This is a genomic window from Mesorhizobium sp. LNJC405B00, from assembly GCF_000502615.1.
In the GTDB taxonomy this organism is placed as follows: Bacteria; Pseudomonadota; Alphaproteobacteria; order Rhizobiales; family Rhizobiaceae; genus Mesorhizobium.
In genome coordinates, this window is sequence record NZ_AYWC01000008.1 from 145132 (window position 1) to 163512 (window position 18381).

General features: G+C 62.9%; 23 protein-coding genes and 3 pseudogenes. 18 read left to right on the plus strand and 8 right to left on the minus strand.

Annotated elements, in window-relative coordinates:
- The first annotated feature begins 106 nt into the window (after positions 1 to 106).
- On the plus strand, positions 107 to 703 hold the full coding sequence (gene thpR / locus X756_RS149060) for an RNA 2',3'-cyclic phosphodiesterase (protein WP_023671722.1): 597 nt from the start codon (positions 107 to 109) through the stop codon (positions 701 to 703).
- On the opposite strand, the gene X756_RS1000000167620 is transcribed toward thpR, so the two are convergent.
- Positions 607 to 1134, minus strand: coding sequence for a low molecular weight protein-tyrosine-phosphatase (locus X756_RS1000000167620; protein ID WP_023671721.1), 528 nt, complete (start codon positions 1132 to 1134; stop codon positions 607 to 609). The genes thpR and X756_RS1000000167620 overlap by 97 nt on opposite strands.
- 103 nt (positions 1135 to 1237) lie before the next feature.
- Between X756_RS1000000167620 and X756_RS149055 the strand changes: the two genes are divergently transcribed.
- The 5 genes from X756_RS149055 to X756_RS149035 all read left to right on the plus strand — a co-directional run bounded on the left by X756_RS149055 (position 1238) and on the right by X756_RS149035 (position 4641).
- The gene (locus tag X756_RS149055; protein ID WP_023730264.1) at positions 1238 to 1534 is read left to right on the plus strand and encodes a 4a-hydroxytetrahydrobiopterin dehydratase; all 297 of its coding nucleotides are present in this window, start codon (positions 1238 to 1240) and stop codon (positions 1532 to 1534) included.
- Positions 1535 to 1653: 119 nt separating this feature from the next.
- Positions 1654 to 2016: a YkvA family protein gene (locus X756_RS149050; RefSeq protein WP_023687669.1), complete on the plus strand. Its 363-nt coding sequence runs from the start codon at positions 1654 to 1656 to the stop codon at positions 2014 to 2016.
- A 314-nt stretch (positions 2017 to 2330) separates the two neighbouring features.
- Positions 2331 to 2834, plus strand: a complete 504-nt coding sequence (locus X756_RS149045; RefSeq protein WP_023671718.1) for an invasion associated locus B family protein — start codon at positions 2331 to 2333, stop codon at positions 2832 to 2834.
- Positions 2835 to 2944: 110 nt separating this feature from the next.
- Positions 2945 to 4177, plus strand: a complete 1233-nt coding sequence (gene rlmN, locus X756_RS149040) for a 23S rRNA (adenine(2503)-C(2))-methyltransferase RlmN (protein ID WP_023730265.1) — start codon at positions 2945 to 2947, stop codon at positions 4175 to 4177.
- Positions 4174 to 4641, plus strand: coding sequence for a hypothetical protein (locus tag X756_RS149035; protein WP_023730266.1), 468 nt, complete (start codon positions 4174 to 4176; stop codon positions 4639 to 4641). The genes rlmN and X756_RS149035 overlap by 4 nt, the downstream gene beginning before the upstream one ends.
- Here X756_RS149035 and X756_RS149030 read toward each other — a convergent pair.
- The gene (locus X756_RS149030) at positions 4613 to 5254 is read right to left on the minus strand and encodes a LysE family translocator (RefSeq protein ID WP_023730267.1); all 642 of its coding nucleotides are present in this window, start codon (positions 5252 to 5254) and stop codon (positions 4613 to 4615) included. The genes X756_RS149035 and X756_RS149030 overlap by 29 nt on opposite strands.
- A gap of 189 nt (positions 5255 to 5443) precedes the next feature.
- On the opposite strand from X756_RS149030, the gene X756_RS149025 reads away from it, so the two are divergent.
- The 3 genes from X756_RS149025 to X756_RS149015 all read left to right on the plus strand — a co-directional run bounded on the left by X756_RS149025 (position 5444) and on the right by X756_RS149015 (position 7733).
- The gene (locus X756_RS149025; protein WP_023698861.1) at positions 5444 to 6676 is read left to right on the plus strand and encodes an argininosuccinate synthase; all 1233 of its coding nucleotides are present in this window, start codon (positions 5444 to 5446) and stop codon (positions 6674 to 6676) included.
- A gap of 140 nt (positions 6677 to 6816) precedes the next feature.
- Entirely contained in the window at positions 6817 to 7239 is a 423-nt protein-coding gene (locus X756_RS149020) for a hypothetical protein (RefSeq protein WP_023730268.1), read from the plus strand.
- 215 nt (positions 7240 to 7454) lie between these two features.
- Positions 7455 to 7733: a hypothetical protein gene (locus X756_RS149015; RefSeq protein ID WP_023671712.1), complete on the plus strand. Its 279-nt coding sequence runs from the start codon at positions 7455 to 7457 to the stop codon at positions 7731 to 7733.
- 99 nt (positions 7734 to 7832) lie between these two features.
- On the opposite strand, the gene X756_RS149010 is transcribed toward X756_RS149015, so the two are convergent.
- Positions 7833 to 8630, minus strand: a complete 798-nt coding sequence (locus X756_RS149010; protein ID WP_023671711.1) for a lytic transglycosylase domain-containing protein — start codon at positions 8628 to 8630, stop codon at positions 7833 to 7835.
- Between the two features lie 294 nt (positions 8631 to 8924).
- Between X756_RS149010 and X756_RS149005 the strand changes: the two genes are divergently transcribed.
- Both X756_RS149005 and X756_RS149000 read left to right on the plus strand, forming a co-directional pair.
- Positions 8925 to 10022, plus strand: a complete 1098-nt coding sequence (locus X756_RS149005) for a putative zinc-binding metallopeptidase (RefSeq protein ID WP_023730269.1) — start codon at positions 8925 to 8927, stop codon at positions 10020 to 10022.
- 62 nt (positions 10023 to 10084) lie between these two features.
- Entirely contained in the window at positions 10085 to 10684 is a 600-nt protein-coding gene (locus X756_RS149000) for a DUF1236 domain-containing protein (protein ID WP_023683834.1), read from the plus strand.
- A gap of 153 nt (positions 10685 to 10837) precedes the next feature.
- On the opposite strand, the gene X756_RS1000000169915 is transcribed toward X756_RS149000, so the two are convergent.
- Positions 10838 to 11119 (minus strand): hypothetical protein, encoded by a 282-nt coding sequence (locus X756_RS1000000169915; protein ID WP_245264524.1) that lies wholly within the window; start codon positions 11117 to 11119, stop codon positions 10838 to 10840.
- Between X756_RS1000000169915 and X756_RS1000000170565 the strand changes: the two are divergent.
- From X756_RS1000000170565 to X756_RS01000000165645, 6 genes and pseudogenes are all read left to right on the plus strand, one after another.
- Positions 11105 to 11338 (plus strand): annotated as a pseudogene (locus X756_RS1000000170565) (CPBP family intramembrane glutamate endopeptidase); the annotation flags it as partial. The gene X756_RS1000000169915 and the pseudogene X756_RS1000000170565 sit on opposite strands and share 15 nt — an antisense overlap.
- 154 nt (positions 11339 to 11492) lie before the next feature.
- Positions 11493 to 11879 (plus strand): CPBP family intramembrane glutamic endopeptidase, encoded by a 387-nt coding sequence (locus X756_RS1000000169920; protein ID WP_245264525.1) that lies wholly within the window; start codon positions 11493 to 11495, stop codon positions 11877 to 11879.
- Between the two features lie 383 nt (positions 11880 to 12262).
- Positions 12263 to 13858, plus strand: coding sequence for a signal recognition particle protein (gene ffh, locus X756_RS148995; RefSeq protein ID WP_023730270.1), 1596 nt, complete (start codon positions 12263 to 12265; stop codon positions 13856 to 13858).
- Positions 13859 to 13865: 7 nt separating this feature from the next.
- Positions 13866 to 14192 (plus strand): chorismate mutase, encoded by a 327-nt coding sequence (locus tag X756_RS148990; protein ID WP_023671706.1) that lies wholly within the window; start codon positions 13866 to 13868, stop codon positions 14190 to 14192.
- A 105-nt stretch (positions 14193 to 14297) separates the two neighbouring features.
- A complete protein-coding gene (rpsP, locus tag X756_RS148985; protein WP_023671705.1) occupies positions 14298 to 14699 on the plus strand; it encodes a 30S ribosomal protein S16 in 402 nt (133 codons plus the stop codon).
- 87 nt (positions 14700 to 14786) lie between these two features.
- A pseudogene (locus tag X756_RS01000000165645) lies at positions 14787 to 15631 on the plus strand (acyl-CoA thioester hydrolase/BAAT C-terminal domain-containing protein).
- A gap of 87 nt (positions 15632 to 15718) precedes the next feature.
- Here the strand turns inward: X756_RS01000000165645 and X756_RS148980 are convergent.
- From X756_RS148980 to X756_RS01000000165650, 3 genes and pseudogenes are all read right to left on the minus strand, one after another.
- Positions 15719 to 15982 (minus strand): YMGG-like glycine zipper-containing protein, encoded by a 264-nt coding sequence (locus tag X756_RS148980; protein WP_023687657.1) that lies wholly within the window; start codon positions 15980 to 15982, stop codon positions 15719 to 15721.
- Positions 15983 to 16134: 152 nt separating this feature from the next.
- The gene (locus X756_RS148975; protein ID WP_023730271.1) at positions 16135 to 16662 is read right to left on the minus strand and encodes an SRPBCC family protein; all 528 of its coding nucleotides are present in this window, start codon (positions 16660 to 16662) and stop codon (positions 16135 to 16137) included.
- Between the two features lie 14 nt (positions 16663 to 16676).
- Positions 16677 to 17068: pseudogene (locus X756_RS01000000165650) on the minus strand (DoxX family protein).
- Positions 17069 to 17444: 376 nt separating this feature from the next.
- Between X756_RS01000000165650 and X756_RS148970 the strand changes: the two are divergent.
- A complete protein-coding gene (locus tag X756_RS148970) occupies positions 17445 to 17852 on the plus strand; it encodes an ACT domain-containing protein (protein ID WP_023671700.1) in 408 nt (135 codons plus the stop codon).
- A gap of 3 nt (positions 17853 to 17855) precedes the next feature.
- On the opposite strand, the gene X756_RS148965 is transcribed toward X756_RS148970, so the two are convergent.
- A complete protein-coding gene (locus X756_RS148965; RefSeq protein ID WP_023730272.1) occupies positions 17856 to 18308 on the minus strand; it encodes a GNAT family N-acetyltransferase in 453 nt (150 codons plus the stop codon).
- Between the last annotated feature and the right edge of the window lie 73 nt (positions 18309 to 18381).

An 18381-nucleotide genomic window follows, 5' to 3' on the forward strand; every position in this document is an offset into this window, starting at 1 on the left:
GAGGCGCCTGTTCGTAAAAATGCCTGCAACCAACAAACCACTTGCCCCGTTTGACTATCGATGATTCGCTAGGGGCACAGTTCGATTCGAGGAAGGGAGGCTCACCATGCCGCGTCTTTTCACCGCCCTCGAAATACCGCGTGACGCCGCTCTTTCGCTGTCCCTGCTCAGGGGCGGCCTGCCCGGAGCCCGCTGGATCGATGTCGAAAACTACCATCTGACGCTGCGCTTCATCGGCGACGTCGAAGGCCATATCGCCGACGAAATCGCCAACGCGCTCGACCGGGTGCACCGCCCATCCTTCTCGCTCACCCTGTCCGGAGTTGGCGCTTTCGGCCAGAAGAAGCCGCACGCCGTCTGGGCCGGCGTCTTCGCCTCGCCCGACCTTTCGGCGCTGCAGAGCGAAATCGATCGCATCTGCCAGCGGCTCGGCCTGCCCGCCGACCCGCGCAAGTTCACCCCGCATGTTACGCTGGCACGCTTGCGCAATTCGAGCCCGCTCGACGTCGCCCAGTACCTGTCGGCGCGCGGCAATTTTGCGACGCTACCGTTTCGCGTCGGCCGCTTCGTGCTGATGTCGTCGCGCGATTCGGTCGGCGGCGGTCCCTACATTGTCGAGGAGGCGTGGCCGCTCTCCGGCGTCGACGCCCGCGCCACCAATCTCGTCGCCAGCGCCTCCGACGCTTCGCGGATCATGCGGTAGACCGAAGCGAACGCTTCGGCCCCGTCATAATAGGGATCCGGCACGTCGCGGGTTTTGCCCTGCGCAAACTCTGCCAAGAGATGAATACGTTCGCGCGCACCGGCCGGCGCCAACGCCTTGAGGTCGCGGACATTCTGCCGATCCATGCCGAGGATCAGGTCGAAGCGCGAAAAATCCCCCGGCCTGACCTTGCGTGCCCGCTGCCCTGATATGTCGATGCCGTGGCGGGCCGCAATCGCGATCGAGCGCGGGTCGGGCGCTTCGCCGAGGTTCCAGCCGCCGGTCGCCGCAGAGTCCAGCACGATATCGTCCAGCACCATGTCGCGGCCGCGCTCCGCCAGCACGGCGCGAAACACGCCTTCGGCCAGGGGTGAACGGCAGATGTTGCCGAGGCAGACGAAGAGTATGGAATTTATCGGCTTTACGCTCATTCGATATGCGCCGTTCGTGCATTTGGAAGCCCAAAACGCAAAGGACTTTTGGGCGACTTGCATTATGGTGAGGGTCGATATCTGGATAGCACGGGAAATCATCATGAAGAGAGAGAAACTCAGCAAGGACGCCATCGCCGCCGCACTGGCCGAACTGCCTGGCTGGTCGCAGGCAGCCGATGGCGCCTCCATCAAGCGCAGCTTTGTCTTCAAGAATTTTTCCGAAGCCTTCACCTTCATGACCCGCGTCGCGCTGGCCGCCGAGAAGATGGACCATCATCCCGACTGGTCGAACGTCTACAAGACTGTCGACGTGACGCTCAACACCCATGATGCCGGCGGTGTCACCGCGCTCGACGTCGCGCTGGCCAAGAAGATGAATGGGTATGCAGGCGGCTGAACGCTGGGGCGGCAACGCCAAATCGGCGCCATCCTCTTGCAGTGGACCGGGACTTTCACCACATTTTCCGTGGCGGCCGCGCGCAACGCGTAGCGCGACGGCCGGCAAGGAGAGGATTGATGGCGCAGCAGCCCGGTTTTGATTTCTTCGGCTTCGGCAGCAAGCTCGGCGACGAGAGTGAAGTGCGCGCCAAATTCTGGCGCACGGCCAAGAAGGCCGCCCGGCAGATTCCGTTCATGGAAGAGGTCGTCGCCGGCTATTATTGCGCGCTCGACAGGAAGACGCCTTTGCGTGCCAAGGGCATATTGCTGGCAGCGCTTGGCTATTTCGTGCTGCCGGTCGACGTCATACCCGATTTCGTCTTCGGCCTTGGCTTCACCGACGACATCGCCGTGCTGACCGCCGCGATCTCCGCGGTAAGCGCCCATATCACCCCTGCGCACCGCAAGGCCGCCAAGGAGGCGATCGCCGACAAGAGCTGAATCGGCGTCGCGTTGGCAACTGGGTTCAGAAGAAATCCTCCGCTCAAACAGGACGATAGCGGCTTGGCTTCGGGTTCCGCTGCGGCCGTTGGAAAAGTCAAACTCTTGCCGCTTTCGTGGCCTCCAAGTCGCCGCAGGGACATTGCGAAAGCCGTTTTTTCAAGAAGCGGCGCGGAAATGGCGGTGGTTTCCATGGGTGAATGTCCTTTTCCGAGGGAAATTCACCGTTTGGTAACCCAGATTAAATCAAAATGAAGCGACGGGCAGGACGCCAAGCCGGCCTGCCCCGCACCATTTGGAATACGGGAAAAGCGATGCGCGGATTGATTGCACTAGTCTCGAGCCTGGTCCTGGTGGCTTTTGCCGCGCCGGCGCTGGCGCAGCAGGCGACCAAGATCGGCCAGCACAATGCCTGGGGCACCTACAGCTACCAGGCGCAGGGCGGCAAGGTCTGCTATGTGCTCACCGTGCCGACCGACAAGCAGCCGCCGACGCTCGATCACGGCGACATGTTCTTCTTCGTCAGCCAGCGGCCGGGCCAGCAAGTGTCCTACGAGCCGCAATTCATCGCCGGCTACACATTCCAGGAAGGCTCCAAGGCCACCGTCACCATCGACAAGAAGACGTTCTCGATGTTCACCCGCGGCAAGTCGGCCTGGGTCGAGAACGCCGCCGAAGAGCCGGTGCTGATCGCCGCCATGAAGACCGGCACCGACATGAAGGTCTCGGCGAAGTCTGGCCGCGGCAATCCGACGACCTATGTGTTTTCGCTGAAAGGCATCTCGGCCGCGCTGACGTCGATCGCCAAGTGCAAGTAGGCTGGCGCGGTTCCCGCCGCATGACTCTCGCCGCAACCTGTGCTATGCGCCGCGCTTCTTTTCGGCACGATGGATGAAATCGGCCGCAATTCGCTTATATTGGCGCTGATATGACCCTTTCCTTCGATCTCACCACTGAGGGCGCACGCGACGCGTTGCGCGCTCGCGCCACGCCCGAGAAGCCGTCGCTGATCGGCCTGACCCGGGCCGAGCTCGGTGAAGCCCTTGTCAGTGCCGGCATCGTGCCCGAGCGCCAGGCGAAAATGCGCGCCCAGCAGCTCTGGCACTGGATGTATGTGCGCGGCGTCTCCGATTTTGCCGGCATGTTCAACATCTCCAAGGATCTGCGCGCCGAACTCGACAAGCATTTTACCGTCGCCCGGCCCGAAATCGTCGAGGAGCAGATTTCCTCCGACGGCACGCGCAAGTGGCTGTTCCGCTTTCCGCCGCGCGGTGCCGGCCGTCCGGTCGAGATCGAGACCGTCTACATTCCCGAAGAAGGCCGCGGCACGCTCTGCATCTCCTCGCAGGTCGGCTGCACGCTGACCTGTTCGTTCTGCCACACCGGCACACAGAAGCTGGTGCGCAATTTGACGGCGGAAGAGATCCTGGCGCAATTGCTCACCGCCCGCGACCGGCTGGGTGACTTCCCCGACCGCGACACACCCGACGGCGCCATCGTCCCGGCCGAGGGCCGCAAAGTTTCCAACGTCGTCATGATGGGCATGGGCGAGCCGCTCTACAATTTTGAAGCCGTGAAGAAGGCGCTGCTGATCGCCTCCGACGGTGATGGGCTTTCGCTGTCGAAGCGCCGCATCACGCTGTCGACCTCCGGCGTCGTGCCCGAGATCTTCCGCGCCGGCGAGGAGATCGGCGTCATGCTGGCGATCTCGCTGCACGCCACCAATGACGATCTGCGCGACCTGCTTGTGCCGATCAACAAGAAGTATCCGCTGAAGGAACTAATCGAGGCCTGCCGCGCCTACCCGGGCCTGTCCAACGCCAGGCGCATCACCTTCGAATATGTGATGCTGAAGGACGTCAACGATTCCATCGAGGACGCCAAGGGGCTGATCAAGCTGCTGAAGGGCATTCCGGCCAAGATCAATCTGATCCCGTTCAACCCGTGGCCGGGCACCAACTACCAGTGCTCGGACTGGGAAACGATCGAGAAATTCGCCGACTACATCAACAATGCCGGCTATGCCTCGCCGATCCGCACGCCGCGCGGCCGCGACATCCTGGCCGCCTGCGGCCAGCTCAAATCCGACTCCGAGCGCATACGCAAGGTCGACCGCCTGGCGCTTGAGGCCATGATGATTGCGGGGCACGGCGAGGCGTGAGCCGCCTCTTCGCCTATATCCTCCGTTTCGCTGTCATCCTGTTCGGCTATGTCGTCGCCTCATTGGCGGCGAGCGCCTTTCTCAACGTGCTGTTCATGGCTTCCGTCGGTTATAAGCCGGACGATGCGCACCCGATGATGGCCACGGCGCTCTATTTTTCGATTCCGTTCGTGGCGCTGTTTGTCGCCTATTTCGCTTTCATACCGGCGGTGGTCGCAATCCTGATCTCCGAGGTCCTCAGCCGCCGCGACTGGCTGTTCTATGCACTCGCGGGCGGCGTCGTGGCCGCGGCCTTCCTCGGCTTCGTTCATCAGAACGTGGATTTCGACGTCACGAAACCGCACGCCATCGCCGCGGTGATCGGCTGCGGCATGGTCGGCGGCATCTTCTACTGGCTAAGCGCCGGCCGCTGGGCCGGAAGCTGGTGGCAGGCCGCTACTTCGCCTGAGCGGTCAGGATCTTGAGCGCGAAGGCCGAAAACACACCGGCAAAGAGATAGTCTACCACCCGCGTCACCCGCGGGCTGGCCTTCATCGCCGCCGAAAACCTTTCCGCGGCAAAAACCATCGGCGCCGTCACCGGGATCGACAGCACGATGAACATGAGGCCGAGGAAGAACAGTTTTCCCGGCGCGTTCGGATCGTGAGCCGAGACGAACTGCGGCAGAAACGTCATGAAGAACAGGATGATCTTCGGGTTGAGCAGGTTGACGCCGAGTCCGGCGGCCCAGCTGCGGAACAGCGAAATCTGTGGGCCATTCTTCTTCTGCGGTGAAAACGCCGAGCCCTTGGTGATCGCCTGCCAGGCCAGGAACACCAGATAGGCGGCGCCGAAGATTTTCAGCACCAGGAAGGCCATCGGCGAGGCGACGATCAGCGCCGAGATGCCGACCGCCACCAAAGTTGTATGGATCAGCGTGCCGAACAGAGCACCCGCCAGCGAGGCAAAGCCGGCGGCGCGGCCCTGGCTCAGTGTGCGCGAGACGAACAGCGTCATATCCGGTCCTGGCGTGATCGCCAGGATCATGGTGGCGATGGCGAACTGGATCAGCGTTGTGGTGTCGGGAATGAAGGACATCGGTGGCCCCTGGCGAATGATCGTCGGTCTATAACGCAGCCTCCCCGCTCACGCCAGCAACTGGCTGGCGTGGCATCTGGTCCAGTGGCTGCGGCAGCCGGAGCCCGTTCATCCCTTGCGCTGGCCGGAAATGCCGTGATACCTCGCCCGCGAAACTCATCGCGCGGAACCGCCAAAATGTCCCCAGCAATGCCCAAGACAAAAGACGTCAAGAAGGTCGTGCTCGCCTATTCCGGCGGTCTCGACACCTCCATCATCCTGAAATGGCTGCAGACCGAGCTCGGCGCCGAAGTCGTCACCTTCACCGCCGATCTCGGCCAGGGCGGCGAGCTGGAGCCCGCGCGCAAGAAGGCCGAGATGATGGGCATCAAGGATATCCGCGTCGTCGATGTCCGCGAGGAATTCGTCGCCGACTTCGTCTTCCCGATGTTTCGCGCCAACGCCGTCTATGAAGGCACCTACCTGCTCGGCACCTCGATCGCCCGCCCGTTGATTTCCAAGCACCTGGTCGAGATCGCCCAGGAGGTCGGCGCCGATGCCATTGCGCACGGCGCCACCGGCAAGGGCAACGACCAGGTGCGTTTCGAGCTGTCGGCCTATGCGCTGAATCCCGACATCAAGGTCATCGCGCCGTGGCGCGACTGGTCGTTCAAGTCGCGCACCGACCTGATCAACTTCGCCGAGCAGCACCAGATCCCGGTGGCCAAGGACAAGCGGGGGGAGGCGCCGTTCTCGGTCGACGCCAACCTTCTGCACTCCTCTTCCGAGGGCAAGGTGCTGGAAGACCCGTGGAGCGAGCCGCCGGAATTCGTCCATCAGCGCACCGTCTCGCCGATGGAGGCGCCGGACAAGGTCACCGAGATCGAGATCGAATTCTTGAAGGGCGATCCGATTGCACTGAACGGCAAGAAGCTGTCGCCGGCCGCCATGCTGACGGCGCTTAACGATCTTGGCCGCGACAATGGCATCGGCCGGCTCGATCTGGTCGAGAACCGCTTCGTCGGCATGAAATCGCGCGGCGTCTACGAGACCCCCGGCGGCACCATCCTGATCGTCGCCCACCGCGCCATCGAATCGATCACGCTCGACCGCGGCGCCGGCCACCTCAAGGACGAGTTCATGCCGCGCTACGCCGAGCTGATCTACAACGGCTTCTGGTTCTCGCCCGAGCGGCTGATGCTCCAGGCGATGATCGACAAGAGCCAGGAAGACGTCGAAGGCACGGTGCGCCTGAAACTCTACAAGGGCAATGTCATGGTCACCGGCCGCAAATCCAAGAAGACGCTCTATTCCGACGCGCTGGTCACCTTCGAGGATGACCGCGGCGCCTACGACCAGAAGGACGCTGCCGGCTTCATCCGCCTCAACGCGCTGCGGCTGAGGACGCTGGCGGCAAGGAGCCGCAAGGGTGAACCAAACTAGTGTTCCAGGAAAACCCGGCGGTCACGCAGGGTTTTTATTTGGTACCTCTAATATAAGAGGCCAAGCTGGCTGACATGGTTTCCGTTTGACCTTTTAAAAGCCTCATCTAAATTCCTTCGCGGGACGGAGGGATTCTGATCGTGAAAAACGCCATTTTTCTCCTGCTTGCGGCGGCCATCGTCTTTACCGGGTGCCAGTCCTCGCAGGCGGCCGCAAAACGCGAGCAGGACGGGTGCATCTCCGCCATCCATCTATGGAGCATCACGTTCAAGCACGAAATCGCCTCTTTCATGGGCGTCTCGCAGGAGCGCATGCCGGCCCTGTTCTGCCAGCGCATCACCGAAGGCGTACGCAGCGGGCGGATCAGCTACTCCGATTTGAACAGAGTGCAGCTAGACCTGCCGACCGAGATATGGCTGGTCATCAAGGGCAAGTCAAAGGCGGCTGCCAGGGCCGCGCCGGTGCTGCGCAACTCCAAATTCCGGAGCTGCAAAGGTACTGAAGGCGCCTTCGAGGTTCCTATTTCCCAGAAGTGCCCGTTGAGCGGCTACGCACATTATTGAGAGCCCAGGCGCTCAGCCGGCATTTGCGCCAACGATCGAGCAATTCGAGAAAGAGCATGCCCGACTTCGTCCGTAACTGCGTAAAAACAAAGAAATAGAGCGGCGGCAAAGAACTCAGTGCTTTTCCTGCTTGATCTTTTCAGGCCCTTATCTAGCCTCCTCACAATCGATGGGGGCAGCTGACAATGAAGCCGTGGTTTGTGGCCCTGCCTGCAATGGTCGTCATGCTGGCCGGTTGCCAGACTGGGCAGGAGCAAGTGAGACAGGATCCCGAGGCGGCATTCGATCGCTGCGTCAGCAAGGTGGCCATATCGAATATATCGGCCAAACACGAGATCGCCGCTTTTATGGGCGTTTCCCTGGAGCGCATGCCGCCACTGCTGTGCCGCCGCCTTGTCGATGCCATGAAGACCGGCCGGCTGACCTTCTCCGACATAAACCGCCTCCAGTTCGACCAGTCCACGGACATCTGGAAGGTCATAAAAGGCGGGTAGCCGCTCGGCTGCTGAACGGTTTGACCGCCAAAAGCTCCAGTCCTTGCAGAAAGCCCGGCGCATGGCCGGGCTTTCCGTTCTTCGATCCCGATATTTCTATCAACCGCCGTCGATCGCGTCGGCGATCTGGGCGATGGCCTGCTGGTAGACGCTCGCGGAATTCCAGCCGGCGATGGCGCCCATATTCGCACTCGCGCTCGCACCCGCCCGCCAGCCATGAGCCTTGAGAAAGTTGGCCGTCGAAGCCAAGGCCGTCGCCTTGTCGCGCAGATTTCCGTTGCCGACGCCATACTTCAGGACATTGCCGGGCAGGAACTGCGTATGGCCGATCTCGCCATGCGCAGCCCCAACCGACGAGGCGCTGAGCGCGCCGCGATCGACCAGCTTCAGCGCCGCAATGGCATGCGGGTAAAAGAACCCCGGGCGACGGCAATCATAGGCAAGCGTCAGAATGGCGGAGACCGTGTTCTGGTTGCCCAGGGAGGCTCCGAAGCCGGTTTCCATGCCCCAGATGGCCAGCAACACGCCCGGCGACACGCCGTAATTGCTCTCGATCCTGTCGAACATCGCCGCATTCGACTTCTTCAGCGCACGGCCCCTGGAAATGATCGCAGCTCCGCCACGGCGCTTCATGAAGGCGTCCACCGAACCGCTGAAAGCCTTGTGGATGGCGCGGTCGACGGAGATTGTCTTTGTCGCATAGCTGGCACCGGCCAGAGCAGCCAGACCCTTCCCGCCGACACCTTCGGACCTGGCCTGCGCGGCAAAGTCCTGCTTCCACGCTTCGAAGCCCGCGCCGGTCTTGCCGCAGCTGGCCGCCGCCTGCGCGCCCGTCGCCAGCGCAAGTACCGCGACCACCGCGGCAGCAATAATCTTTCCCTTGGCAAGCAATGCCATGCTTTTTCTCCTGATTGCCTGAATCACGTCCCGGTTGCGAACTTGCCAGCGAAACGCGCCATTGTCACCGTACCCCCGGCGCTACCCTGGCCAATGCAGCGGAATTTGCTTACGATCAAGTGCTTATTGTGGCCGAAACGCCCGGGCGCCGGGCAGGCGAATTCGCTGCTCGGGTAAAAAGAGGTGACGGGGGCATGGAACGGCGGCCCGTGGCGGGCGTTTGGGCGAGGCGCCGCTCCGCACCATATTCCTCCTCTGACGCCATACGCCAACGCCTGACGCATCGAGATCGACATGAAACTGTTCGACTGCCCGCATTGCGGCCACCGCCTCTACTTCGAGAATGCGCAGTGCCTGAATTGCGGGAGTCTCGTGCTTTACGATCCCGAGCATGCGCGCTTTGCCTTGTCTGACGTCGACGGCATCTTCCACTGCACCAATGCGGATGAATGCGCCTGCAACTGGATGGCCGAACCGGGTCATACCTACTGCCGCGCCTGCGTGCTGAACCAGCTGATCCCCGACCTCTCCGTCGACGGCAACCGCCGCCGCTGGATTCGCGTCGAGGCGGCCAAGAAGCGCGCCGTCTATTCGCTGCTCGCCTTCGGCCTTCCGGTCGCGCCCAAGCACAAGCACGGCGACGAAATCGGCCTCGCCTTCGACTTCATAGCCGATCCGATCGGCGGCGGTCCCGGCGGCGAACGCATCCTTACCGGCCACGACAACGGCCTGATCACGCTCAACGTCGCCGAGGCGGACTCGGCCGAGCGCGAGCGGCGTCGCGTCGAGATGGGCGAAAATTACCGCACGCTGCTCGGTCATTTCCGTCATGAGCTTGGCCATTACTACTGGGACCGGCTGATCCGCGACGAGCCGCAACGGCTCGATGCCTTCCGGGCGCTGTTCGGCGACGAACGCCCCGACTACGAGCAGGCGCTGAAAGCCTATTACGCCAATGGCGCTGCGCCCGACTGGCAGCAGAACCACATCTCCGCCTATGCGACGTCGCATCCATGGGAAGACTGGGCCGAGACCTGGGCGCACCATCTCCACATCACCGACACGCTGGAGATGGTGCACGCGCTGAATTTTCCACTCGGCCAGCTTGAGACGATGGAGACCAATGTGCTGCCGCAAGGCGACACCGGCGGCCGGTTGCAGGCGGCGCCCGCGGAACCTGACGCCGTGCCCGAGCCGTTCGAAAAGATTCTCGCCCGCTGGCTGGTACTCTCGGAAGCCTCCAACTCGATCAACCGCTGCATGGGCCTGCCCGACCTTTATCCCTTCGTCATTTCGGACGTGACGGCGCAGAAACTCAGCTTCGTGCATGAGCTTTTGACTGGTTTGCCGAAAGAAACCGGAACAAATCGTGAGCTGGCGTCGGTATTTTAGCCGGAACGCATGCGTTCTGGTTTCGTTTGGTGTCGCGAGGGACCATGAAAGGGAGAGAAACCATGAGACGCATATTGTTTCCGGCCGTCGCCGGGGCGCTTGTCGCGATGTCGGGTGCGGCACTCGCCGATACCGCCGTCTCGGCCGTCACCGATCTTAATGTGCGCGCCGGCCCCGGCCCGCAATATCCTGTGATCGGCGTGCTCGCCGCCGGCCAGTCGGCGACGCTCAATGGCTGCATCGAAAACAGCAAATGGTGCACCATTGCCGAAGCCGGAGGCCAAGGCTGGGTCTATTCCGACTATGTCACGGCCGATTTCGGCGGCAACCGGGTCGTTCTGACACGCCGCCCCGCCGACGCCGCCATCACCGTGGTTACACCGCCGCAGGATGATTATCCCGATACCTATACCGGTGCGATTCTGTCCGACGACGGCCCCGTCGACGCCATCGACAGGCCACCGGCGGAAGTCGGCACCTATGTCAGCACGCACCGGCTCGATCCTGTCTATCTCGAGGGCGAGGTGGTGACCGGTGCCACCTTGCCCGACACGGTCGAACTGCGCGAAATCCCCGACTACCGCTACCGCTACGTCTATGTGAATGGCCAGCAGGCGCTGGTCGACCCGCAGACACGGCGCATCATGTACGTCGTGCGCTGATTTTGCCTGGAAAGAATGACAAGTGAACTCGTGCCGCCCTCCTGCCGAGGCTGAGGGCGGCAAAAGGGTCGCTGAACAGCAGCAATTGCGCGAGAGCCGACGATCCCCTAGATCATGCGACCCGATGCGTTCGGCAGAGGAACTCGCGTGATATCAGATCCAGCCGCCTTCGAGCGCTATAGCAACACGGCCACCGAAAAGACGTACCTGCCGCGGCTGATAATTGGAACGGCAGTCGTCGTCCTGTTCTGGGTGGCGATCACCCTGGTTGTGGTGCTTGGCGGCACCTATGTCGCGATCGTCTGGAATGTATTGCCGGACGATCCGCGCGGGCCGCTTCAGAGCTTTCTGGCCTCGCCCATCGGCATACTCACCGCACTCACCTCGTTTACCGGCATCTGGCTCGGCCTCTGGCTTGCCATGCGTTTCGTCCATGGCGAGCCGCTCTCGGCGCTTTTCGGCGCCAGTCGCCGCGTGTCCTTGTCGGGCTTCCTCAAGGGCCTGGTCGCGGTGCTGATCACATCGGCGCTTTCCGAAATCCTGCTCTACTGGCTACAGCCCGAAATCGCCCGCGGCACGATCAACCTGTCGACCTGGCTGCTGTTCCTGCTCCCGATCGTGGCGCTGACCCTGCTGCAGACCTCGTCCGAGGAGATGCTGTTTCGCGGCTATCTGCTGCGCGGCCTGGCCAGGCGCTTCGAGAGCCCTTACGTGTGGGCGCTATTGCCCGCTTTGCTGTTCACCTCCTTGCATTGGAGCCCGGGCTCGACCCCCAGATCGGAAGAGCACACGTCTGANGAGCCCTTACGTGTGGGCGCTATTGCCCGCTTTGCTGTTCACCTCCTTGCATTGGAGCCCGGGCTCGACCCCCGCCATCAACGCCTGCGTGCTGGCCTCGATCGCCGCCTTCGCCTTGCTGTTGACGCTGGTGGTTTATGTCACCGGCAATCTCGGCGCCGCCTTCGGCGCCCATCTCGGCAACAATCTCACCGGCTTCCTGCTGATCTCGCATCAGGAGAACTACAATTCCTTCGCCCTGTTCAACGCCAAGCCGCTGGAAGGTCCGGACTGGACGACGACGGATGCCGTCATCATCGCCGCCATCGGTATCGTCTGCACCTTGCTGACGATGCTGCTGCTTCTGCACCCGCGCTCGCCGCTGAAGGTTACGGCCGACCCTCGGGATGCAGGGTGAACTAAACAGGGACCGACCCAGAGACCGGCAAGCCGCCCTTGTCTTGACTCTTCGGCCGATTTCCTGTCTACAGCCCCGAAATCCGCGACGAGTATCCCTCCGAGCAAGCCGACCAGGACGCCAAAACCTTTTGAGGTGGGTGCTGTAAACAGATCCTGGAGGCCAACACCCGGCAGCGCTGAGCGCCCCCGGGTGCTTTTTGGTTTTGAGCTTTGCTTGGATGAGCGGCGCGAACGCACTACCTCTCGGGCACCATCGGGGTGCCTGAGAAAAAGGAAACGGAATGTTTGAATCGCTGCAGGAGCGCACAAGAGGCGTGGAGGGCCATCGGCCCGACAGGGATCACCATGAATCCAAGGCGCTCTCGCGCGGCGGGTTGACCAATGTTTGAATCACTTCAGGAGCGCCTTGGCTCCATCCTGAACGGCCTGACAGGCCGCGGCGCGCTGTCGGAGGCTGATGTCTCGGCCGCACTGCGCGAGGTGCGCCGTGCGCTGCTCGAGGCGGACGTTGCGCTGGAAGTGGTGCGTTCCTTCACCGACAAGGTGCGCGAGAAGGCCGTCGGCGCGGCTGTCGTCAAGTCGATCAAGCCCGGGCAGATGGTCGTCAAGATCGTCCATGACGAGCTGGTCGACATGCTCGGCGCCGAGGGCGTCGCCATCGACCTCAATGCGCCGGCGCCGGTCGTCATCATGATGGTCGGCCTGCAGGGCTCCGGCAAGACGACGAGCTCGGCCAAGATCGCCAAGCGGTTGACCGAGCGCCAGAACAAGAAGGTTCTGATGGCCTCGCTCGACACGCGGCGGCCCGCGGCACAAGAGCAGCTGCGCCAGCTCGGCGAGCAGGTCAAAGTCGCGACGCTGCCTGTCATTGCGGGCCAGAACCCGGTCGACATCGCCAGGCGCGCCGTCCAGGCAGCCAAGCTCGGCGGTCATGACGTCGTCATCCTCGACACCGCCGGCCGCACCCATATTGACGAGCCGCTGATGGTGGAGATGGCCGACATCAAGAAGGTGTCGAGCCCGCACGAAATCCTGCTGGTCGCGGATTCGCTGACCGGCCAGGACGCCGTCAACCTTGCCAAAAGCTTCGATGAGCGCGTCGGCATCACCGGCCTGGTGCTGACTCGCATGGACGGCGACGGCCGTGGCGGTGCCGCGCTTTCGATGCGCGCCGTCACCGGCAAGCCGATCAAGCTGATCGGCACCGGCGAAAAGATGGACGGGCTGGAGGAATTCCACCCCAAGCGTATTGCAGACCGCATCCTCGGCATGGGCGACATCGTCTCGCTGGTCGAAAAGGCCGCCGAAAACATCGACGCCGAGCAGGCGGCGGCGATGGCCAAAAAGATGCAGTCGGGCAAGTTCGACCTGAACGACCTTGCCGGCCAGCTTCAGCAGATGTCGAAAATGGGCGGCATGGGCGGCATCATGGGCATGATGCCCGGCATGGGCAAAATGAAGGACCAGATGGCGGCCGCCGGCCTCGACGACAAGATGTTCGGCCGCCAACTCGCCATCATCTCGTCGATGACCAAGGCCGAGCGCGCCAATCCGGACATGCTGAAACATTCGCGCAAGAAGCGCATCGCCGCCGGCTCCGGCACCGATGCGGCCGAGATCAACAAGCTCTTGAAAATGCATCGCGGCATGGCCGACATGATGAAGGCGATGGGCGGCAAGGGCAAAGGCGGCGGCTTGATGCGCGGCATGATGGGCGGCCTTGCCTCCAAGATGGGCCTCGGCGGCATGATGCCTGGCGGCATGGGCGGCCCCGGGGGCATGATGGGCGGCGGCATGCCCGACCTCTCCAAGATGGATCCCAAGCAGCTCGAAGCCTTGCAGAAGCAGATGCCCGGCCTTGGCGGCATGAAGGGCCTGCCCGCCCCGAGCGGCGGTGGCCTGCCCGGTCTGCCCGGCGGCATGAAGCTTCCCGGCCTTGGCGGCGGTGGTCTGCCCGGCCTCGGCAAGAAGAAGTGAGGACGCTATGAACGAAGAAAAAGACATGGCCGACGCACGCACCATCCTGGCCGGCTATCGCGCCTCGATCGACAACATCGACGCCGCCCTCATTCATATGCTGGCCGAGCGCTTCCGCTGCACCAAGGCGGTCGGCGTGCTCAAGGCCGAGCATGGCCTGCCGCCCGCCGACCCGGCGCGCGAGCAGGAGCAGATCACCCGCCTTCGCCAGCTGGCGAAGGACGCTCATCTCGACCCCGATTTCGCGGAAAAATTCCTCAACTTCGTCGTCCGCGAAGTGATCCGCCATCACGAGCAGATCGCCGCGTCCAACGGCGCAAGCAAAACCGGCTAACAAAGTGCATGTCGCCCAAAAGTGCGCAGCGGTTTTGGGACAACGACCTGCACCAGACAAAGCCATTAACCCAACACTGACATCAGAAATTTTAGGAGAAATGAAATGCCCTTGAAGATCAGACTGGCCCGTGCGGGCTCGAAGAAGCGCCCTTACTACCACGTCGTCATCGCCGACGCCCGTTCGCCGCGTGACGGCCGGTTCATCGAGTCGATCGGCTCGTGGAACCCGCTGCTGCCCAAGGACGGCGAGCGCGTCAAGGTCGACGCCGACCGCGTCAAGCATTGGCTGTCGCACGGCGCCCAGCCGACCGACCGCGTGCTGCGCTTCCTCGATGAGGCCGGCCTCCTCAAGCGCGAAGCCCGCTCCAACCCGAAGAAGGCCGAGCCCGGCAAGAAGGCGCAGGAACGCGCCTCTCTGCTGAAGAAGGCCCAGGAAGACGCCGCCGCCGCCGTTGCCGCCGCTGCTGCAGCCCCGGCCGAAGCGGAAGCCGCCACCGCCGAATAAGCAACCGCGTCATCGCATCACAAAACGGCGGGCCTGTGCCCGCCGTTTTGCTATTGTGCGGCGATGCCATATGCGTTCGAACGAAAGATGACTGAGCGGACCGTCACGGAAGAGGCCCTTTTCGGCGGCGTAGCCGGGACGCTGTTGCGATGCGCCGGCGCCACGACAGGCGTCGTCGTGCTGAGCGGATCGAGCGGCCGCATCGACGTCACCCGCGCCCGGCTCTTTGCCAAGGAAGGAGCATCCGCTCTCGCGCTGCAATGGTTTGGCGGCGAAGGTCAGGTGCCCGGCATTTGCGAGATCCCGCTCGAAACGTTTTTCGCGGCGACCGGCTATCTTGTCCAGATGGGATGCCGGCGCATCGTCTATGTCGGGACCTCGAAAGGCGCCGAGGCCTCCCTGCTTGCGACGGCTCATGATCCACGCATTGACGTCGTGGTTGCGATCAGCCCGGCATCGGTGGTCTGGGGGAATATCGGGCCGGGCCGCGACGGCGTCAGCTGGCCGGAACGATCGTCGTGGACGCTCGAGGGGATTCCTTTGCCGTTCGTCCCAAGCAATCCCGCTTGGAACGCGGAGTATGTCGACGGTCTGGTGTCCTACCGAGGCCTCTTCCAGCGTGCCTTGCAAACCTTCAAGGACGCTGCGGCCGAGGCTGCCATTCCCGCCGAAGCTATTTCAGCCGACATTGTTCTGGTTGCGGGCGGCGACGACGCGCTATGGCCATCGCTGGATTTTGCCCAGTCGATCATTCAGCGTCGCCAGGACACCGCAATGACCACCTGCCTCGTCTCAGTGCCGACGCCGGCCACCGCATTCTGCTGCCGGGCGAAAACACGCCGCGCTCGGGGCTGCACGCCCATGGCGGCAATGACGACGCCGACACACGCTTGGGCCGCCTGGCTTGGGAGCATATCCGGGGATTGCTGTAGCGCAGGCAGCCATGGTCCAGCTGTCTTGGGCAACAGCGAAACCGGCGATCTATAGCCGCCGGTTTCCGATGTTGGACCTGGCTGTGTTCAATAACCGTCGGGGCAGCTGGCGATATAGGTGCGCCCGTTCCGGCCGCGGTAGCGACATTGACCGCTTTCGCTGGCACGGCCGATCAGCGCGCCGGCCACGGCGCCGACGGCGCCGCCGACGACGGCGCCCTGAACCGGATCATTTGCCACAGCTGCGCCAACCGCCGCGCCGCCGAGGCCGCCGACCGCGGCACCCTTTTCGGTTTGCGAGCACGCGCCCAGCGCGGTCGCCAGTACCAGAATGATCATCGCTCTTTTCATTATCGTTCCTCTCTCACGCGGATCGCCGTCCTCGCCGCCACGGCTCTAACTCCCAGACGGCTGATTTGATCCCGATGACGTGAGAGATCGCGGTGTCCGCGCCGGTCACATTCGTGCCGACCGCCGCCGAGCTTGTTGAATTCCAGGCTTTTCTACCTTTCGGCTGCCTTTTTCAGATTGGCTAGGCCAGCCTCGAAATCCTTGCCGATCAGCGTATCGAAACTCATGAACAGGCCCATCAGCTTGGCAATGAAGGGCCGGCTGCCGCGCATTGCCCAGGTGACTGCGGTGGTGTAGCCCGAGGGCTTCAGGGTGAAGTCGACGCTGTTGCTGGCCCGGAACGGCTTCTCGAAGTCGAGCTTCAGCGACACCAGCGAAAATGGCACGGAATTGACGATCTCCATGCGTCCCTTGCCGGCCTTGGCATTGCCTTCCCAGGCGTAGGCGGCGCCCTTGCCGGCATCAGCGCCCGACAGCGTGCGCTTCATCAGCGGGTCGAGCTTTTCGTAGGGTGACCATTCCGGCCAGTGCTTGAAATTGTTGATCAGCGGAAAGATCGCTTCCGGCGCGGCCTTGATGCTGGCGGTGCGGGCGGTGACGAAATCATTCGACCTCGTCGCCGCATAGATGAGCACGGCGGCGATGATGACGACCAGGAGGATGAGAATGGTGCTGAGCATGTTTTTCTCCTCGCTTAACGGCTGAACGGGATCAGGGCGCGCACGCTTGGGTCGCGCAGATAGAGACCGCCCCACAGGATGATGCCGAGATAGACGCTAAACAGCGTGTGCGAAAACAACGGGCTGCCGACGCGCATGTTGTGGCGATGGCGCCGCCGAGATAGCCGGTGAGCAGGATGGCGCCGAGCACCGAGGTGCGGGGCAGCGCATAGAGCGCGGTCGAGATCAGCCCGATAATGCCGAGCGTGCGCGCGACATTGACATCGGCCGGCCAGCCGAGCGGCACCATGGTCTGGGTGACGACATCGAGCGGCGGCAGCTTGATGACGCCGTCGAAGATCATGAACAGGATGATGAGGTCGCTGAGCACGCGGCCGGTCCACAGGGCGCCCGATGAGACGGGCATGGTTTGAGAAATACTCACGGGTGTTCCCTCCTAAGCGGTTCGAGCCGTTTGCTGGCTTCGGACCAAGGACGAGCGATGGGGCGGCGATCCTACAGGGTGCGGATTCTTTTTGGGTAGCAGCAAGCAAAAGCCGCTGCGTGGCGATCCTTCACACCCCCCTCTGGCCTGCCGGCCCATCTCCCCCGCAAGGGGGGAGATTACACGCTCGACCGCTTCGGCAATGTTCCATGAATGAGCGGAGCATCGAAACCGCCGATCTCCCTCGTTGCAGGGGAGATGCCCGGCAGGGCAGAGGGGGGCGCTGTCCCTCCACCTTGACGGACTATCGACATCCACCAGTCACGGCTATTGATAGGGCTGGGCGAGAGACGAGCGAATGGCCGGCGAGACTGATCTGAAAAAGCTGCTGGCGGCGATGACGCCGGAACTGCTGCCGGACGTCTACGTGTTCGCTACGCTCACACCTGGAATCAGCCGGCAGGCAGGCCTCGATCCCGTGATGGTCTTTCGCGAGCGCGAGGGTGTGACACTGATCGTGACCGAGGACGCGGCACGGGCGGCCGGGCTGACCGCTTCGTTCCGCTGCCGCATGATCACCCTGAACGTCCACTCCTCGCTGGAAGCCGTCGGCTTCCTCGCCGCCATCACCGCCCGGCTGGCCGCCGCCGGCATGGGCGTCAATCCGGTCTCTGCTTTCTATCATGACCATCTGTTCGTGCCCGCTGAGCGGGCCGAGGAAGCGATGGAGTTATTGCGCCAACTGGCCAAGGATAACGCCGGCTGAATATCAAGCTCGACGCACGTAGAGAATATCCGGCAGGCCTTCTTCGTTGGTGGTGCCCGCGCCGAACGCCTCGGGGCGAAAGCCATGGCGCTCGTAGAAGCGACGCGCGCCGGTGTTGGCCTGGAAGCAATGCAGTTTAACGATCCGTAGCGCGGCGGTCGCTTGCACCAGCAGCCGGCTGCCGATGCCTTGCCCCGTCCAGGCGGGGTCGAGATAGAGCTGTTCCACCCAATCGCCGCTCAGGGCAATGAAGCCGACAATGCCGGTGCCGGCCTCGGCGACCGTCACCTGCTGCCAGGACAGCACGATCTCGCGGATGAAGGCAAGATCCTCATCCGGCGTGTGGATGACCGGCATCCAGGAGAACGAGCCAAGTGCGGCCCGCATGACAATGGCGATGGTCGCGGCATCCAAAGCCGTGGCGGGGCGCAGCACGATTTTGGTGGGATCGTTCAAAGGCGTTTCTCAACAGAGGTCAGCGCTGCCCTCATCCCCCTGCCGGGACCTTCTCCCCGTGAACGGGGAGAAG

Coding starts and splice junctions, on each gene's coding strand:
- X756_RS148990 (WP_023671706.1), top strand. CDS start 13,866: ATGAACGAAGAAAAAGACATGGCCGACGCACGCACCATCCTGGCCGGC.
- X756_RS149005 (WP_023730269.1), top strand. CDS start 8,925: ATGAAACTGTTCGACTGCCCGCATTGCGGCCACCGCCTCTACTTCGAG.
- X756_RS148970 (WP_023671700.1), top strand. CDS start 17,445: ATGGCCGGCGAGACTGATCTGAAAAAGCTGCTGGCGGCGATGACGCCG.
- rlmN (WP_023730265.1), top strand. CDS start 2,945: ATGACCCTTTCCTTCGATCTCACCACTGAGGGCGCACGCGACGCGTTG.
- X756_RS149045 (WP_023671718.1), top strand. CDS start 2,331: ATGCGCGGATTGATTGCACTAGTCTCGAGCCTGGTCCTGGTGGCTTTT.
- thpR (WP_023671722.1), top strand. CDS start 107: ATGCCGCGTCTTTTCACCGCCCTCGAAATACCGCGTGACGCCGCTCTT.
- X756_RS149015 (WP_023671712.1), top strand. CDS start 7,455: ATGGTCGTCATGCTGGCCGGTTGCCAGACTGGGCAGGAGCAAGTGAGA.
- X756_RS149050 (WP_023687669.1), top strand. CDS start 1,654: ATGGCGCAGCAGCCCGGTTTTGATTTCTTCGGCTTCGGCAGCAAGCTC.
- X756_RS148975 (WP_023730271.1), bottom strand. CDS start 16,662: ATGCTCAGCACCATTCTCATCCTCCTGGTCGTCATCATCGCCGCCGTG.
- rpsP (WP_023671705.1), top strand. CDS start 14,298: ATGCCCTTGAAGATCAGACTGGCCCGTGCGGGCTCGAAGAAGCGCCCT.
- X756_RS149000 (WP_023683834.1), top strand. CDS start 10,085: ATGAGACGCATATTGTTTCCGGCCGTCGCCGGGGCGCTTGTCGCGATG.
- X756_RS1000000167620 (WP_023671721.1), bottom strand. CDS start 1,134: ATGAGCGTAAAGCCGATAAATTCCATACTCTTCGTCTGCCTCGGCAAC.
- X756_RS149025 (WP_023698861.1), top strand. CDS start 5,444: ATGCCCAAGACAAAAGACGTCAAGAAGGTCGTGCTCGCCTATTCCGGC.
- ffh (WP_023730270.1), top strand. CDS start 12,263: ATGTTTGAATCACTTCAGGAGCGCCTTGGCTCCATCCTGAACGGCCTG.
- X756_RS1000000169915 (WP_245264524.1), bottom strand. CDS start 11,119: ATGGACGAAACGCATGGCAAGCCAGAGGCCGAGCCAGATGCCGGTAAA.
- X756_RS149030 (WP_023730267.1), bottom strand. CDS start 5,254: ATGTCCTTCATTCCCGACACCACAACGCTGATCCAGTTCGCCATCGCC.
- X756_RS149055 (WP_023730264.1), top strand. CDS start 1,238: ATGAAGAGAGAGAAACTCAGCAAGGACGCCATCGCCGCCGCACTGGCC.
- X756_RS148980 (WP_023687657.1), bottom strand. CDS start 15,982: ATGAAAAGAGCGATGATCATTCTGGTACTGGCGACCGCGCTGGGCGCG.
- X756_RS149010 (WP_023671711.1), bottom strand. CDS start 8,630: ATGGCATTGCTTGCCAAGGGAAAGATTATTGCTGCCGCGGTGGTCGCG.